This window comes from Bacillus sp. FSL K6-1145, assembly GCF_038003425.1.
GTDB classification, from domain to species: Bacteria; Bacillota; Bacilli; order Bacillales; family Bacillaceae; genus Bacillus; species Bacillus pumilus.
In genome coordinates this window covers 976880-993355 of record NZ_JBBOPC010000001.1, presented here as the reverse complement: position 1 = coordinate 993355, position 16476 = coordinate 976880, and the positions used below count along the sequence as shown (strand labels likewise).

Here is a 16476-nt window from a genome sequence, read left to right as displayed (position 1 = left end):
TACAACAAAAAAAGAGGCAACCAGCTATCTGGTACGCCTCTTTTCGTCATGTAAAAAGGCGCATGTTGACAAATACGCAACATACGCCTTGATTCATCCGATCAATTGGAACATACGAGTCCCTTTTCAATGACCAATGAAGGTGTAATTGTCACGTGAATCAACCCATTCATGCAGTTTGATTTCATTCTTCCAATGTTGCACATGACATTTCCTCCTTTTGGCTCTTGAATCTTTTTTTATCTTATAGTGGCTGTCACCATTTTGTCAATAAATATTTTTCAATAAATGAAATTTTCTAACAAAAAGTTCACCACCTTCATGTGTATCTTTTTCAGATAACGGGTATACCATGAGTGTAAAGACTCCTTTTGAAAGGAATGAGGACATTGTTTCAAGCTGATCGGATGGTCGTTGCGTTTGATGGACATGAAGACAGTAAGAAAGCATTAAAAAAGGCAATCGCTTTAGCCAAAACCTTGAATGCCAAGCTGACCGTTGCCTATGCACATGATGGCAAATCAAGCAGACAGGTGTTTGATGCACCGCGCCCAATGACTGGCGGAGCTTATATCGGCGGCGGCATGGCAGACCTTCAAACACCCCCTGTGTATGTACCTCATGATGAACAGCAAAGTCCCTTAATTTTTGAAGATCATACAGAAGAGGTCGTTGCAGAAGCAAGAATGCTTTTAAATGAGGAGCAGTTTGAAGCTGCGATTGAAATTGTTGAGGGGGAACCAGCGGAAGCGATTATCGAATATGCTGAAGACATATCAGCAGACCTCATCGTCATGGGAGCACGTGACCAAAGCAGATTGAAAAAAATGCTCTTTGGCAGTGTAAGTGAAAAGTTATCATCAAAATCAGATATACCTGTGCTTATTGTAAAATAAAAGAATTACAAAAGGCTGTAAACATTCGTTTACAGCCTCTTTTTATTTATGAAGAAATCGATGCTTCACTTTCCTGTTTAATTTTTTGCTGGAAGCCTTCCTGTACACGCTTTGTTAACTCTCCTGGAACGCCTTCACCTACTGGCTGACCATCAATTTCAACAATCGGAATGACTTCAGCCGTCGTCGAGCTGATGAAGATTTCCTGCGCGCGCAGCAGCTCTTCTTTACTTATACGCGTTTCTCCAACGCTGCATCCCTCTTCTTCACATACTTCAAGAAGCTTTCTACGGGTAATGCCGTTTAGAATAAAATTGTTTGCGGGATGTGTGCGAATCACGCCATCAATGACGGCATATACATTCGAGGAAGTACCCTCTGTCACAAAACCGTCTCTAATCAGAATGGCTTCAAACGCACCAGCTTCAGATGCTTTCTGTTTTTCCATGACGTTATATAAAAGATTTAAGCTTTTAATATCACATCTTAACCAGCGAAGGTCCTCAGATAATATAGCCTTTGCACCAGCTGTCTGCTCATGAACAGGCTTTTTCACCTGGAACGTATATGCTGTGATTTGAGGAGTGAGAGAATTGCCATATTGATGTTTACGAGGTGCGACGCCCCGTGTGACTTGAATATACACACCGCCATCTGTTAATTGGTTATGGGCGACGAGCTGTTTTAACTTTTCTTCCATATCTGATACTGCACCTTGAAGATGAATGCCGATTTCTTTTGCACTCTTGAACAAACGCTCTGTATGCTCTTTTAATGTAAACAAATTCCCATTGTATACACGGATGACCTCATAGACACCGTCACCAAATTGATAGCCTCTGTCTTCAATATCCACATGTGCATCCTTTTTTTCAATGAAATCGTCATTATACAATACTTTCATACGGAATCTCCCCTTCGCTTCGCATTAATGGTTGAATCTGATGCTATCTTAGCGGATAAATGGGTATGTTTCAATGATTATTCAGAATTATTTCACATCATGATAAATGGTCAACTTTCTATTGTAACAAAGATAGACTCATAACCAAAAAGATTCCAATTTTTTAGCATCTTCTATATTCATAGGCTCTTTTTTCCTGTATACTTACTCCATATAAACACGACAAAAAACAGTGAAAAAAGACAGAATCTACTACATGATTCGACAAAAATTTTTGATTTATTGGAGCGATTGTAATGCAACGGGTTACGAAAAAACAGACACCTTCAAACACGATGCTGCTCTCAAAGGCGATTGGTTTAGTGATTCTGTCACTGATCCTCTTTTTTATTTGGGATATATCTAAAACCAATATGCAGGCAGCAGACCAGCCGGCTAAAATGTCTGCGAGCAGTCAATTCCGAGACACAAGCACAAGTCTGAAAGCAAAAGATGATTCTACGAAAACATTAGATGCACATTTTAAGATCAACCCAAACAAACACGTAACGGATCAAACGATCTTTTTAACCTTTGATGATGGTCCGTCAGCGACATCAAACCAGCTTTTAGATGTGCTTAAGGCACATCAAGTAAAGGCCACATTCTTCATGCTTGGACCACAGATCAAAGAACATCCGGCAGCTGTGAAAAGACTTCATCAAGAAGGTCATCAGTTAGGGCTTCATGGGATCACACACGATGTGAAACGCTTTTATCAAAAAAGTGATTCTCCCGTCAATGAGATGAAGGAAGATCAGCGCATTTTGGCTTCTGTCACAGGAGAGTATACACACCTTGTGAGAACACCTTATGGCAGCGCCCCAAATTTAACCGATCAGCAAAAAGCACGTTTAAAACAAAAAGGCTTTATCTACTGGGATTGGACAATTGACAGTCTTGACTGGAAATATAAAAGCTCAAAATATGTACCAGAAGTATTGAATCAGCTGCAAGTGCTAGAGACAAAACATCCAAAGGAACCAAAGATCATCTTAATGCACGATCAGCCAGCGACAGCAAAATACTTAAACAGTTTGCTCACACAGCTAAAAGCAAAGGGCTATACATTTGAAGTCCTAGATGAAACAATGGAGCCGCTGCAGCAATAAAGAAAAACCCGCACCTATTGGATGCGGGTTTTTTGATGATTTATAAAGCTTTCACGAGATCACCAATTCGCTCATGAAAGACAAGATCAAACAGTGGATCGTATTCTGTTTCACTCAAATTCATCATCACCTTGAAGATGGAAGGATTTTGAGCCGCATCTTCAGGAATATACCTTGCTGGCGCTACTTCTAGGGAGGTTCCCATGACGAGCAGAAGGTCCGCTTGCTGAAGTGATTTCTCTACTTGATCAAAATGTTTAACCCTGTCTCCAAAAAGGACAACATCTGTTTTCAGCACTTGCCCACATGTCCGTCCGTCTGAGGAAACCTTTAGACATACAGGCACTTCTTCTTGTAATAAATAAGGCAATTCATATGTCGCTTGGCATGATGGACAAGTAGCTGTTTGAATGGAGCCGTGAAGTTCATATACATGCTGGCTTCCTGCTTTTTTATGCAGGCCATCAATATTTTGGGTAAAAATCTCTACAAGTTTTCCTTGTTTCTCAAGGCTTGCTAAGAAGGTATGCCCGCTATTCGGCTCGTACTCCCCGCTCATTTTCATCTGAAACAATTCCTTGAATTTCGGCCAGAATTGATAAGGGTTTGATAAAAAGTAGGAGCGGCTCATCGCTTCCATGCGAGCGGTGTCTTCAGTCCATAGGCCGCCCGTTGATCTAAAATCGGGAATACCTGATTCCGTGCTCATCCCCGCACCTGAAAGCACCATTATATGTGAAGCCTGCGTTAATTTCTCTCTTAGCACTGCCACCTTTGTTTGATCCACGCATCCTTCCTCCTTTATTCACTCAGCTGTTTTTCACCTTTTTGTTTCATGTAAATGGTCTGTCCAGGGAAGGCAAATTCTACACCTTCTTCATGGAAGATATCCATAATACGGTAGTTAATGTCCTGTTTGATATTCAGGTTTTCAGCCCAGGCCGTCGTGTTTGTGTAAAAGTTAAAAAATAAATTCAAATAACTGTCTGCCAGTACATCGAGATTCACCATGATTGTCTCCTTGTGCACCCCATCATGCTCATAAAGCATTTGTTTGAGACGTTTGATACAATGGTCCAGATTTTCCTTTGGTGTATTGTAGGATACGCGTACGGAAAACGTAATTTGGCGTTTATTCATTCTCGTCCAGTTCGTGATTGGTTCCTTTGAAAGCGTAGAATTCGGAACTGTCACGACAGCTTCAGCAGGTGTTCTAAATTTTGTACTTCGAAATGTAATGTCCTCGACAGTCCCAAGAACACTTGGCGTCTCCACAAAGTCGCCCATTGTAAAAGGCTTCTCTGTAATGATGACGACCCCTCCAAAAAAGTTCGCCACCGTATCCTGTGCAGCAAGCGCAAAGGCTAGACCCCCTAGACCAAGACCTGCCACAAGTCCATTTACATCATAATTAAATTCCTGTGCAATGACACTAATACTTAGTGCAATAATAATGAAACGAAGCACCTTTGATAAAAAGGGCGCTAAAATATCATCCATTTCTAATTCAAATTTCGAATTTACTTTTTGAAATAAGAAAGAAGAAGCTGCTGTTAGATTACAAAGCCCCCATGTCAGCATCAATATAATGGAGGATCTATATAATTTGACGATGACATCCATATGATGCTCAAAGTATGGTGCCTGTCTTAACGCAAAATATAACCCAAGTGCAACAAAAAACAGTCTGGCTGGCTTTTCGAATGCCACAACGATTTGGTTAATGACCTCCGTTTTAGACCGATTGGTCAGCCTAAAGAGAAGATGAAATAAGTACTTCGTAAATACTTTCCGAAGCAATAAAAAAAGCAATAAAATACAAAGGCTAATACCGATTTGGATCGCAACATCTACTGTAAAATATGTATCCATCCATTTTTGTGTAATCATGTTTGTCTCTCTCCTTTAAAACAATCCTCTCTAGTTTATAATATAACCTTCGTTTATGTCCTCTCATAAATGTCTGACCTCTAAATAAAAAGCCTCGGGATCAGTCCCGAGGCATGATGTTCAATTATGAAATTTTGGCTAGAGACATATCGACGGGCAGCAAACTACTTTTTCTTCTGAGCCTGATCAAGGAGAGTCGCTTTAAACATTTCAGCATCCGTTTCGGCCTTAATACGTTCTTCCACTCTAATTCTCCCTTTACCCAATCATCTCGCCTCCTTTTCATCATTATAAAACATCAGAATTTTCAGTCAACATGACGAAAGCACTAATATTTTGGCGAACGCTGACGATTTGGACAAAATTGATCGAAGAAAAATTTGATGTACTTCAGATTTACTCAATCATGGCTTGGGATATTCCTGCAACTTTTTACATTTGTATTCTCATACTTTCTTAGCAATCCGATTCACCATTACATACAGCTCTTCTTTCGTCCATATAGTAAAGAAGGAAAAACGGTAAAGCATTTGATATGATAAGACCAGAACTTAAGTCAGGGAGCTGGAGCATGTGTATATTATTGCGCATAGAGGGTCATCAAGCGCTGCCCCAGAAAATACAATTGCTGCATTTGATTTAGCTGTTCAGCAGGGTGCAGATTATATTGAATTAGATGTACAGCTCACATTGGACCAGCACGTCGTTGTAATCCATGATGATACAGTTGACCGAACGACGAACGGGAACGGCTTAGTCAAAAGCTATACACTCGATCAGTTGAAAAAACTGGACGCAGGAAGCTGGTTTGACCAACAGTACACAAATGAACGAATTCCAACATTACACGAAATTCTTGAAAGATACAGCCAGCGGATCGGGATATTGATCGAGATCAAACACCCAAAACGGCAGATAGGAATTGAAAAGGCAGTTGCCCGCATCGTCAATCGGTTTGCCTATTCTCGTCATATCATGATTCAATCTTTTGACGATCATGCACTGCAAAGAATCAAAGCTTTCGCCCCTTCTCTTCGAACAGCTTTGATTATAAAGCCTAATGCATTTAAACTGACGAAAAGAAAGTTAACGGCATACAGCTCGTTTGCAAATTGTCTTAATATGAAAAAAACGATGATCAATAGATGGTGGATAGACCGCATCCACACATTCGGGATGGATGTGTTTATATGGACTGTGAAAGATCAAAAAACAGCCGATCGGATTAAAAAATATCCCGTTGATGGTGTCGTGACGGATCATCCGCTATTTTTTCTAAAGGAGAAATGATGTAAATGAAAGCGTATCTTGCCGTATTTATTGGTGGACTGATTGGGACACTTTGCAGATATGAACTAAGCCAATCGATTGTCAGCCAAACATTCCCCTATGCAACGCTAATCGAAAACGTGACAGGCAGTCTGCTTCTTGGTTTTTCAACAGGATATTTTATGTTCCAAAAGAGAAAAAAATATCTTGCCGCTTTGATCGGAACAGGATTTTGCGGAGGTTTTACGACAATGTCCACTTTTTCTAAAGAAACGATTCTTTTATTACAGACCGGGCAAATCACTTCAAGTGTGATCTACATCCTGCTCTCAGTCATTGCAGGAGTAGCGGCTGCCTTATGTGGACTAATGCTAGCTCAACGACTCTTTCATCAAAATAAGCAGCAGAGAGAAGGCAGATAAATGATCGTTTTATATACAGCTATTGCCGGCGGGATTGGCAGCGTCCTTCGTTTTTTCATTAGCCAAACGATACAGAAATCTAAGTCTCATGCTCGATTCCCGTACAGTATTATTCTCATCAACTTATTAGGTGCTGCCGGTTTAGGTATACTGACAGGTGCCGTGACTGCTAATCATCCGCTGCTTGTGATCATTGGAACAGGTTTTTTCGGTGGCTTTACAACATTCTCTACGTTTAGTGTAGAGTCTGCGACCATGCTACAGCAGCGGCAAATCGGAAAACTTGCTGTCTACTTATTGACGACAATCATCGGGTCTTTCTGTCTCTTTACTGCGTTCTATCAAATAGGACAACACCTTTTTTAAATATTGGTGATCGCAGCTAAGCTAATGAGCAATTGATCCATAAGCTGGCGCTTCATTAAAAAGAGGGTTTTTTCACTGTAGCCGATTTCCATCGCACACTTGGCCATCCGCCAATCTCGAAAATATTTGTAATCGATGAGCTGCTTCTCTATCTCATCCAACTCTTTTAGTGCTGTTTCAATACAAGCAACGATGAGTTCATACTGATTTTTTTGCTCTTCTAACTTCTTCCGTGTCATGTGATCCAAATGATGCGTACTTCTTTTTTCAAGCTGTCTTTCGATATTTAAAATCGCTGCCTGGTAATTTTTAAAATTCTTCAAATGAAACTCAATTCGTTTCATTGAGGTTTTTTTCTCCGTGATACTGGCTGTTTCATACCAAAGCATATCCATCCCCCTCTATCGAACGTTTGTTCTCATTATAACCCGAACGAACATTCGTAAAAAGAGACTAAATACCTAAAAAAACCTTGAGCTTATTTTTCGCTCAAGGTCATTTCATTTACTAACAGCGGCTCTTTTATATCAAGCCCTGTGCGTGTATTTCCTTTTTCTGATGATGTGACGCCTTTCTTTAGGTCGATCTTTTTCACATAGCGTCCATCCATCTCCAAGACCTTCATCCGAATATCATCAAGATAAATGGATTGTCCTTCTCGGATATCAATATTCTCATTTAAGATTAACCCGCCTATTGTATCAATTTCTTCATCATGATATGACATTTCAATCAAATCTTGAACTTCATCTAATCTGACTTTGCCATCTAAAACATAATGATGATCGGCTCTTTTTTGAATAACCGGCTGCTCATCTTCATCGAATTCATCTCGAATATCTCCAACAATCTCTTCTAAAATATCTTCTGTTGTGACAAGTCCAGACGTTCCGCCATATTCGTCGGTTAAAATCGCCATATGCATTCGATCGCGCTGCATCTTGACAAGAAGCTCTTGAATAGGAATCGTGTCAATGACTTCAATCACTGGATATATATAATCTTGAATCTTCAGTTGATCTTTTTCTCCTTGATACACAAGATCTGCAAAGAGCTGCTTTTTGTTCAGCATGCCGATGACATGGTCTTTATCTCCTGAAAACACAGGAAAGCGTGTATACTTCTCCTGCGTCATGATGGAGAGGATTTCATCCAGCGGCATATCTTCTGGAATGGCACAAATTTCTCTCCGCGGGACCATGATTTCTCTGGCAATTCGATTATCAAAGTCGAAAATTTTGTTCATATAATTATATTCTGATGGGTTGATTTCCCCATTTTTTAAGCTCTCAGATAATAAAATCTTTAATTCCTCTTCAGAATGGGATTGTTCTTTTTCAGACCCCATATCGATGCCCATCATTTTGGTTAGAACACGGGCTGACCCGTTTAACACATAAATGAAAGGGAACATTAGGATATAAAATGCATGCAGCGGGCCTGACAGCCAGAGCGTCATTTTTTCCGCCTTTTGAATCGCCAGTGTTTTTGGTGCAAGCTCACCGACGACTACATGCAAAAAGGTAATAATAGAGAACGCAAGTGTTGCTGAGATCAGGCTGATTGCTGAATCAGGAATGTTTGTCAAACCGAAACCTCGAACCAAAAGTTCTTTTACAGCTGGCTTACCAATCCACCCTAAACCAAGGGATGTCACTGTAATACCGAGCTGACAGGCTGACAAATATTCATCCAGCCTTGATGTCACCTTTTTCGCCACGATGGCCTTTTTAGACCCTTCGGCAACAAGCTGATCAATTCTTGAGCTTCTTGCCTTTACTATGGCAAATTCAGATGCAACAAAGAAAGCTGTTAAAGCAATCAAAACACCGACTATACTCAGATTAACAATATCGTCCATTTAACCTTGCTCTTTCTTAGAAGAACAAGGAGTCACCTCCTGATTGATGATGTTATGTTTTGCAAAACGGTTAACTGATTAAATAAGACTATATTGAGGGCCCCACTTAACCACCTCCGGTTCACGTATAAATCCGCTTCTCTACATATATATGAAACGGTCTTCATTTTATCTTACCATAAATAATCTGAAAATTCCTGTATCACTATGTTAAATTTGACAGGACAATTTAGACTGAGAAATCCCTTTCTCCTCTTCATATCGGCAGGAAATATGAACAATTAACTTGTATTTCAGGCTAGAATTATATTAAACTATTTTCATAAACTATAACGTGACGGTTAGGAGGAGATGTTCAGATGGGGCTGAGAAAAAGTATCGTATTGGTGAACTAGCACAGATTGCACAGGTGACGAAACGTACTGTAGATTATTATACAAATCTAGGGTTGCTTGCGCCTGTTAGATCTTGCTCAAATTATCGTTATTACGATGAACATGCTTTAAAACGATTACAATTAATCGTTCTTTGCAAACAGCAGAGATTGGCTCTTTCTGACATCAAATCCAGATTAGATGAACAATTCCCTTCTCAAAAGGAAGATCCTGATGAACTTGTCCATTTAACATCTGATATCGATCGGATGAACGAGCATATGGACCGCATTTTGGTACGTTGTAAGCAGCTTCAACCAGAACAACGTGAAAAATTAAAAGAGCAGCTTACACCTGAGAAGATGACGGCTGTCCAATCATTTTTACTGCTGTTAAGTTAAAATTTTTACTAAACAGGAGGTGTTACCTTCGTTCTCAAAGTCAGAACGAAGGCCTTAATTGGACATAGTTAATTTACTTATAGTTGCTTTGCTTATAGCTTTAACCGCATTTTTCGTTGCATCAGAGTTTGCGATCATTCGCTTAAGAAGCTCAAGAATTGATCAGTTAATCGCAGAAGGTAATAAAACAGCAGTTGCTGTCAAGCATGTCACAACTCACCTTGATGAGTATCTGTCGGCCTGTCAGCTCGGTATTACCATTACCGCCCTTGGTATTGGTTGGTTAGGGGAAGAAACAATTGCGCACATGCTTGCTCCACTATTTGTAGAGCTGTCCATTCCTCAATCAGCTAGTTCTATTGTCACTTTTATTATTGCGTTTAGTATTATGACGTTTTTACACGTTGTGGTTGGAGAACTTGCACCAAAAACACTCGCCATTCAAAAGGCGGAGCAAGTATCTCTTCTTTTTGCTAGACCGCTCATGATTTTTTACAAAGTGATGTTCCCGTTTATCTGGGTATTAAATGGATCTGCTCGTTTGTTAACAAAAGCGTTCGGTCTTCAGCAAGTTTCTGAGCATGACATGGCGCACTCTGAAGAAGAATTGCGGATTATTTTATCAGAGAGCTATAAAAGCGGCGAAATTAACCAGTCTGAATTCAAATATGTAAATAAAATTTTTGAATTTGATGACCGTCTGGCGAAAGAAATTATGATTCCTCGTACCGAAGTTGTCAGCTTCCCTCATGATATTACCATTGAGGAAATGCTGAAGGTGACCAAGGTAGAGAAATATACACGTTATCCAATTGAAGATGGCGATAAAGATAATATGATTGGTGTTCTGAACATTAAAGAGGTTCTTACTGCATGCATTAGCGGTGAGTGTTCTACAAGTGATACGATCGAAAAGTTTGTCAATCCAATTATTCATGTGATTGAAACCGTTCCTGTACATGATTTATTGCTCAAAATGCAGCGTGAACGTGTACACATGGCGATTTTATCAGATGAATACGGCGGTACAGCTGGTCTTGTGACTGTAGAAGACATCCTTGAAGAAATCGTCGGTGAAATTCGTGATGAATTCGATATGGATGAAATCAACGAAGTGCGTAAACTTGGAGAAGACCATTACATCTTTGATGGAAAGGTTCTAGTGGACCAAGTCAACCTGCTCTTAGGTACGCAGCTTGATAACGAAGAAGTCGATACGATCGGCGGCTGGTTCCTTACTCAGAAATATGAAGTTGAGAAAAATGACACCATTCGTGAGCAAGGCTATGAATTTATCATTAATGAAGTCGATGGACACCATGTGGTATATATCGAGGTCAAAAAGTTAAATGAACAATTAGCAGAAGCCGCTGAAGAAGGCGCTTCTTAAGAAAAAAAACGACCCTTGCCAAAGCAAGCGGTCGTTTTTCTTATGCCTTTTCCATTAATTGAGCTTCAAGTTCTTTAATTCTCGTGTTTAATACTTCCGTCATGGCACCTAATCGTTCTTTTGGCGGCAGATGCTCAAATTCTGACTGCTCAATCGGTTCACCAATAATTAAGCGCATTTTCCCCTTTTTGAAAAGACTTTTCGCATTGGACGGTCCTTTGTACGCTGCTGGAACGATTGGTGCTTTACCGAGCTGTGCAATAGTAACCGCACCTCTTTTTAAAGGTACATCCTCTGTTGTACGTGTTCCGCTTGGAAAAATCCCGACGATCTTTCCCTCTTTTAATAATTTAATGGGCGTTTTAATACTGCTTGGCCCAGGATTCTCTCGATCAACTGGAAAGGCATGAATCTTCTTTAAAAATCCACCGATCCATTTGTTTGCAAACAATTCTTTTTTCGCCATGTAGTGGATCTCAAACGGAAGAATTCCTGCGCCTAATGCAAGAACATCCACAAAACCCTCATGTGTACATGCAATGACAAATCCCCGATCCGTTGGCAGATTCTCTTTTTGATATACTTTGATTCGCCTCGGAGAGTAAATACTACTTTAATGGTATAGCCTGAAAATTTATACATAGTGCACTTCCTTTGTTTGAAGAATGAAGGATTTGTTTCTATTATAACAAATTTTTTATTACCTGGTACTAAAATTTTCATGAAACAGCCAAACCATCACATCATTTTTCTTTCTAAATCATCGTTCTTTCTGTATTCAGGTCTATGGTTTTAGGAGAGAATAGAAGAGGAATTGTGTCCAATTTTGTCGTTTTTTAAGGTTTTTTCCTGATTTGTTCTATTGAAAATGCTTTATAAATGACGCAAATTTCGCTATGATAAGGAGAAATGATTTTGATTCGGCGAAAGAAATGAGTATTGTACGGTATTGAGAAGTTTCGTGCAACTTTATGCCTTTCTTATGCGTGTATAACATAGAGGGGAGAAAAATCAGTGACGATCGATGAAATTTATCAAATGTATATGAACGATGTTTACAGGTTTCTGCTCTCCATGACAAAAGACAAACATTTGGCAGAAGACTTATTGCAGGAAACCTTTATGCGTGCTTATATACATATTCATTCCTACGACCATAGCAAAGTGAAACCTTGGTTATTTCAGGTGGCACGAAATGCTTTTATTGATTATGTCAGGAAACATAAAAAAGAAGTGACCATATCGGATGATCTTATTGGCGGCCTTTTACAAACGTCTGTACAAAGCCCTGCTGAACAGGTTGAAATAAAAGAAGTCCTCAACATGTATTTGGAACAGCTTCCAGATAACTACAAGGAAGCGTTGACATTGTATTATTTAAAAGAACTGAATTACAAGGAAGCATCCAAGGTCATGAATATTACTGAAGCAAATTTTAAAAGTGTTTTATTTCGTGCAAGGCAGCGCCTAAAAGCACTTTACAACAGAGGTGTTAATGATGAATGAAGAGTTTAACAAGCGATGGGAACAATATAATAATGGTGAGATGAACGAGGAAGAAATGATAGCGTTTGAAGAAGAGCTTGAAGAAAACGAAAAACGCTTAAGTCAGGAACTGAACGACTCGGATTGGACCGATTTTTCCATCAGTCCTGAAAAGCAAAAAGCCATCTTGCAATACGGAAAAAGAAAGTCTTATTTACGTATTTCTGTACTTGCTGTCATCTCTACACTTATTATTTTACCGCTTTGTACATTAGGAAGTTATCTATACTACGGCGTTGGCGGAGCAGAGAGCAAAGGGAATCACTTCATGGAAACAGCCGCTGTAACAGTCGCTTTGACGAAACCAAACGTGGCGATTGATATGAAGGATTTAAAAGGCCAAGTCAAGCTTTTTGGAATGAACACCGAATTGAAGCTGCAAAAACAAATTGGCAATAAAACAGAAGCCATTGGCAGTGAGCAAATCGAGATGTTTTTCGATAAATTAAAGCAGCCTACCATCTCATATTATGGTGACAGCGCACGCGATACGGAGGATTTCTTTACCCATCCTTCTACTCAGGCAGATGCATCAAAAAAACAAACACTCACTACTTTAGACAAGCTTCCTGAAGGAACAGTCAGTGAAGTGTATGTCTCCTATGACAAAGCGTATACACCAAAGGACGTTTATTCCTTTGCTAAAAAATATGATATGAAAGTGCTCTGGAATGCGATTAAAACAGAGGATTCATTAAGCGAGAATCAGCGGCCAATTGGCTTTCCTGGGAGAGACTCTGAATTCTTAAAAGAGCTTCAGCACACATCAAAAACAGAGGTAGATCAATTTAAAGATGCCCTTACTTATGTCAATCAGCACCCAACCTGGGCAAAAACGATCTCTGGCAGATCTGAACTGGATCTGTCAAACCGCATACGCTATATCAATCAAAATGGTGTCACGATTTATGGCTCTGTGATCACAGGTCCTTCGAAAGAAATCGAGAAATTCGTGAAGACAAAACGCATTAAAACGGCAAAAGTGAGCGAGGTGGAATTATGGAATTGGTAAGAATTTTTAAAGAGCATAATGTATTTGGCTGGATTTCTGTCGGTACAGCGATATTATCTCTGCTCATGCTGAACCTCGCCATTATCAGTAATGTGACATTTTATTCTTTTCAGATGCTTCCTTTTGCAATGGCCGCAGTTCCATTTGGCATTATTGAACTGTTCATTAAAAAAGGCCGTACGGGCCCTGGGTTCCTTGGTGTCGTTCTGAATATCTTTGTCATTCTTTGTGTCTATGCCATCGTATCGATCGATGTCGATCTTCAATTAGGCTTTTAAGCCGTTCTCAAAATGAAAAGCCCGTGTTACTTGACTAATGCCAAGTCGCACGGGCTTTTTTGAATATCGATTTATGTTCTTAAGTCTACAGCGCAAATAAAAAAGACTGCTTCATCAGCAGTCTCTTAAAATAAATTAGTTTACAAAAGTTTTCGCTCCAAGGTAAATCGGCTTCCAGTAGCTTGAATTCATATCACTGATCGTCACACCATCGGAAGCAGCATGAATAAACTTGTTGTTCCCAATGTAGACACCCATGTGAGACGGACCCGATTTATATGTTGTAAAGAACACAAAATCGCCAACCTTTGGAGAAGATACGCTTTTCATTGATCCCCAAAAACCTTCAGTTGTTTGTCTCGAAATCTTTTTTTGTTTGTTAATGATATACCACATAAACCCGCTGCAATCAAAGCCCTTTGGTGTCGTTCCACCCCATCTATATGGTGTGCCATTGTGCGCTTTAGCATCCGATACAAGCTTAGACGTGTTTAAAGAAGAAGCAGAAACTGTTTTTTCTTTAACAGGTGTTGTCTTCACTTTTTTAGACGATTTTTTGACCTTTAGCTTTTGCCCAATTTTGATCAGGTTTGTTTTGAGTTTATTTAACGATTTCAGCTCTTTTACAGTCATGCCGTACTTTTTGCCGATTTTAGATAATGTATCACCTTTCACAACTTTATGAGTGGCTGTGGCTGACGCCGCTTTTACTTTTGTTGTTGTTTTGGATGTTTTCGTTGTTTTTTTTGCGGCAGTACCATTTACTTTTAACGTTTGTCCAACATAAATCGTGTTAGATTTCAGCTTATTGTCTGATTTAATCTTGCTCACGCTTGTCTTATATTTTTTCGCTAGAACAGAAAGAGAGTCACCTTTTTGAACTTTTACTGATTGTGCTGAGGCAGCTCCGGCAAATAATGTCGTCCCAAGTAAAACTGCACTTGCAGCTGTGATCAATTGTTTTTTCATTTGTTCCTCCTGTATGTATCTATCGAGATCCGAATTTTTATCTACTTACTATTATAAGGATCAAATACCAGAAGAAATAGTCTTGACTTCCTACGACATTATGCTTATTAATTCGGCAAAATTTATTTTTTTTAGGGTTCTTTATATTTCATTTTCATTACACAATCATGACAAAATAAACGCATCTTGTCATGGATAAATGATACATTCATTTCTCTTTTTGGCTCATTCTATGTAAAGCGGGCCTTTACAATTTTAAAGGGAACTTTACGATCCTGTAAATGGGAATCCACAATTCTGCTCTACCATTGTAAACGTAAGAGCGATACATAAACATTGAGGAGGCAAAATGAATGAGTGTGTTGAAAAGCTCGAAAACGAAAATCGCTGCAGTGGCGGCAGCATCTGTGCTATCGATTGGCATTTTTTCAGGAATTGAATTTGGACAGGCTGACAAAGCAGAGGCTAAAAAGAAGCCAAAAAATGACGTACAAAATGTGATCGTGCTGATCGGGGATGGCATGGGAACACCGTATCTTTCAACTTACCGTTCATTTAAGCACAACGGAGACCTTTCAAAGCAAACAGCGTTTGACCCTTACCTTACTGGCATGCATAAAACATACCCTAACGACTCGAAAAGCAATATCACTGATTCTGCCGCAGCTGGTACAGCCATGGCAACTGGTAAAAAGACATACAACAATGCCATTGGTGTAAACAAAAACGGCAAAAAATTAAAAACCGTTTTAGAAGAAGCCAAACGCAAAGGAAAATCGACGGGTCTTGTCGTGACCTCTGAATTAACAAATGCCACCCCTGCTGCGTATGCGGCTCACGATGTATCGAGAAAAAACACAGCAGCCATCGCTGATGATTTCTTCGATGAAAAAATCGGTAAACAGCATACAGTCGATGTCATGCTTGGCGGAGGTCTCGTCGATTTTGTCCGAAAGGATCGTGATTTAACGAAGGAATTTAAGCAAGCCGGATATGATTATGTCACCAATAAAGATGCCTTACAAAAAAACAAAAACCAAAAGGTGTTAGGCATTTTTGCTGATGGCGGTCTTGATAAAGCGATTGATCGTGATAAAAAGACCCCTTCCCTGCAAGACATGACATCCTCAGCCATTAAACAGCTGTCTAAAAACAAAAATGGATTTTTCCTTATGGTCGAAGGCAGTCAAATTGACTGGGCAGGACATGATCATGATATTGTGAGTGCCATGAGTGAAATGAAGGATTTTGAAAAAGCATTTGAAGAAGCGATTCGTTTTGCAAAAAAGGATAAAAATACGTTAGTCATCACCACTGCCGATCATTCAACTGGCGGACTTTCCTTTGGGGCAGACGGCTCAGGTAGCTGGGATTACAAACCGGTAAAAGCAGCGAAAAAGACCCCAGATTTTCTCGCAAACAAAATCGTCAGTGGCATGCCTGTTGAATCAGCGCTGAAACAATATATCGATCTTGATTTCACAACAGAAGAAATGGCCTCTATTCAAAAGGCCGCTGAAACAAAGGATACTGTTAAAATTGATGATGCGATTGAAGAAGTGATCAACGTGAGATCACATACAGGCTGGACCACATCAGGTCATACGGGCGATGAAGTGCCATTCTTTGCGTATGGCCCAACAAGCCAAAAGCTAAAAGGTCTGATGGAAAACACCGATCAAGCAAAACACATTTTCAAGCTGCTGAAAAACCAATAAAACTGACAAAAAAGATGTCTGCTAAGAGAC

Annotated in this window: 18 protein-coding genes and 1 pseudogene; 11 read left to right on the top strand and 8 right to left on the bottom strand. The window is 39.7% G+C overall.

Annotated elements, in window-relative coordinates; all coding sequences use genetic code 11:
* Positions 1-389: 389 nt before the first annotated feature.
* On the top strand, positions 390-896 hold the full coding sequence (locus MHH41_RS04830; RefSeq protein ID WP_003210990.1) for a universal stress protein: 507 nt from the start codon (positions 390-392) through the stop codon (positions 894-896).
* Between the two features lie 46 nt (positions 897-942).
* On the opposite strand, the gene dat is transcribed toward MHH41_RS04830, so the two are convergent.
* Positions 943-1800, bottom strand: coding sequence for a D-amino-acid transaminase (gene dat / locus MHH41_RS04825; protein WP_050945410.1), 858 nt, complete (start codon positions 1798-1800; stop codon positions 943-945).
* Positions 1801-2096: 296 nt separating this feature from the next.
* Here dat and MHH41_RS04820 point away from each other — a divergent pair, with 296 nt between their 5' ends.
* On the top strand, positions 2097-2951 hold the full coding sequence (locus MHH41_RS04820) for a polysaccharide deacetylase family protein (protein ID WP_003211425.1): 855 nt from the start codon (positions 2097-2099) through the stop codon (positions 2949-2951).
* Between the two features lie 40 nt (positions 2952-2991).
* Here MHH41_RS04820 and MHH41_RS04815 read toward each other — a convergent pair whose 3' ends face one another.
* The 3 genes from MHH41_RS04815 to MHH41_RS04805 all read right to left on the bottom strand — a co-directional run bounded on the left by MHH41_RS04815 (position 2992) and on the right by MHH41_RS04805 (position 5107).
* Complete coding sequence (locus MHH41_RS04815; RefSeq protein ID WP_371475034.1) at positions 2992-3723, bottom strand: NAD-dependent protein deacylase; 732 nt, start codon at positions 3721-3723, stop codon at positions 2992-2994.
* 29 nt (positions 3724-3752) lie between these two features.
* Positions 3753-4841, bottom strand: a complete 1089-nt coding sequence (locus MHH41_RS04810; protein ID WP_050945412.1) for a mechanosensitive ion channel family protein — start codon at positions 4839-4841, stop codon at positions 3753-3755.
* A 164-nt stretch (positions 4842-5005) separates the two neighbouring features.
* The gene (locus MHH41_RS04805) at positions 5006-5107 is read right to left on the bottom strand and encodes a YhdX family protein (RefSeq protein WP_017360338.1); all 102 of its coding nucleotides are present in this window, start codon (positions 5105-5107) and stop codon (positions 5006-5008) included.
* A 307-nt stretch (positions 5108-5414) separates the two neighbouring features.
* Between MHH41_RS04805 and MHH41_RS04800 the strand changes: the two genes are divergently transcribed.
* Genes MHH41_RS04800 through crcB (MHH41_RS04790) form a run of 3 tightly spaced genes read left to right on the top strand, consistent with a single transcriptional unit; the run spans position 5415 to position 6898 of the window.
* Positions 5415-6131: a glycerophosphodiester phosphodiesterase gene (locus MHH41_RS04800; RefSeq protein ID WP_050945413.1), complete on the top strand. Its 717-nt coding sequence runs from the start codon at positions 5415-5417 to the stop codon at positions 6129-6131.
* 5 nt (positions 6132-6136) lie between these two features.
* Entirely contained in the window at positions 6137-6532 is a 396-nt protein-coding gene (gene crcB / locus MHH41_RS04795) for a fluoride efflux transporter CrcB (RefSeq protein WP_212046118.1), read from the top strand.
* On the top strand, positions 6533-6898 hold the full coding sequence (gene crcB, locus MHH41_RS04790) for a fluoride efflux transporter CrcB (RefSeq protein WP_251191039.1): 366 nt from the start codon (positions 6533-6535) through the stop codon (positions 6896-6898). It abuts the gene before it with no gap.
* Here the strand turns inward: crcB (MHH41_RS04790) and MHH41_RS04785 are convergent.
* Both MHH41_RS04785 and MHH41_RS04780 read right to left on the bottom strand, forming a co-directional pair.
* On the bottom strand, positions 6895-7287 hold the full coding sequence (locus tag MHH41_RS04785) for a hypothetical protein (RefSeq protein WP_050945415.1): 393 nt from the start codon (positions 7285-7287) through the stop codon (positions 6895-6897). The genes crcB (MHH41_RS04790) and MHH41_RS04785 overlap by 4 nt on opposite strands.
* An 89-nt stretch (positions 7288-7376) precedes the next feature.
* Complete coding sequence (locus MHH41_RS04780) at positions 7377-8759, bottom strand: hemolysin family protein (RefSeq protein WP_003210868.1); 1383 nt, start codon at positions 8757-8759, stop codon at positions 7377-7379.
* 334 nt (positions 8760-9093) lie between these two features.
* Here MHH41_RS04780 and MHH41_RS04775 point away from each other — a divergent pair, with 334 nt between their 5' ends.
* Together MHH41_RS04775 and MHH41_RS04770 are read left to right on the top strand one after the other, a co-directional pair.
* On the top strand, positions 9094-9534 hold the full coding sequence (locus MHH41_RS04775; RefSeq protein WP_034620022.1) for a MerR family transcriptional regulator: 441 nt from the start codon (positions 9094-9096) through the stop codon (positions 9532-9534).
* A 58-nt stretch (positions 9535-9592) separates the two neighbouring features.
* Positions 9593-10924, top strand: a complete 1332-nt coding sequence (locus MHH41_RS04770; protein ID WP_034620023.1) for a hemolysin family protein — start codon at positions 9593-9595, stop codon at positions 10922-10924.
* Between the two features lie 40 nt (positions 10925-10964).
* Here MHH41_RS04770 and MHH41_RS04765 read toward each other — a convergent pair.
* A pseudogene (locus MHH41_RS04765) lies at positions 10965-11566 on the bottom strand (lysophospholipid acyltransferase family protein).
* A 372-nt stretch (positions 11567-11938) separates the two neighbouring features.
* Between MHH41_RS04765 and MHH41_RS04760 the strand changes: the two are divergent.
* From MHH41_RS04760 to MHH41_RS04750, 3 genes are read left to right on the top strand one after another with little or no spacing between them, the layout of a single operon-like run.
* The gene (locus MHH41_RS04760; RefSeq protein ID WP_003211938.1) at positions 11939-12430 is read left to right on the top strand and encodes a sigma-70 family RNA polymerase sigma factor; all 492 of its coding nucleotides are present in this window, start codon (positions 11939-11941) and stop codon (positions 12428-12430) included.
* Positions 12423-13481, top strand: coding sequence for an anti-sigma factor (locus MHH41_RS04755; RefSeq protein WP_003212471.1), 1059 nt, complete (start codon positions 12423-12425; stop codon positions 13479-13481). Before MHH41_RS04760 ends, MHH41_RS04755 begins: the two co-directional genes overlap by 8 nt.
* A complete protein-coding gene (locus MHH41_RS04750) occupies positions 13469-13759 on the top strand; it encodes a hypothetical protein (protein ID WP_003212420.1) in 291 nt (96 codons plus the stop codon). The genes MHH41_RS04755 and MHH41_RS04750 overlap by 13 nt, the downstream gene beginning before the upstream one ends.
* 135 nt (positions 13760-13894) lie before the next feature.
* Here MHH41_RS04750 and MHH41_RS04745 read toward each other — a convergent pair whose 3' ends face one another.
* The gene (locus MHH41_RS04745) at positions 13895-14728 is read right to left on the bottom strand and encodes a C40 family peptidase (protein WP_050945418.1); all 834 of its coding nucleotides are present in this window, start codon (positions 14726-14728) and stop codon (positions 13895-13897) included.
* A 353-nt stretch (positions 14729-15081) separates the two neighbouring features.
* On the opposite strand from MHH41_RS04745, the gene MHH41_RS04740 reads away from it, so the two are divergent.
* Entirely contained in the window at positions 15082-16446 is a 1365-nt protein-coding gene (locus MHH41_RS04740; RefSeq protein ID WP_321999223.1) for an alkaline phosphatase, read from the top strand.
* The last annotated feature ends 30 nt before the right edge of the window (positions 16447-16476 follow it).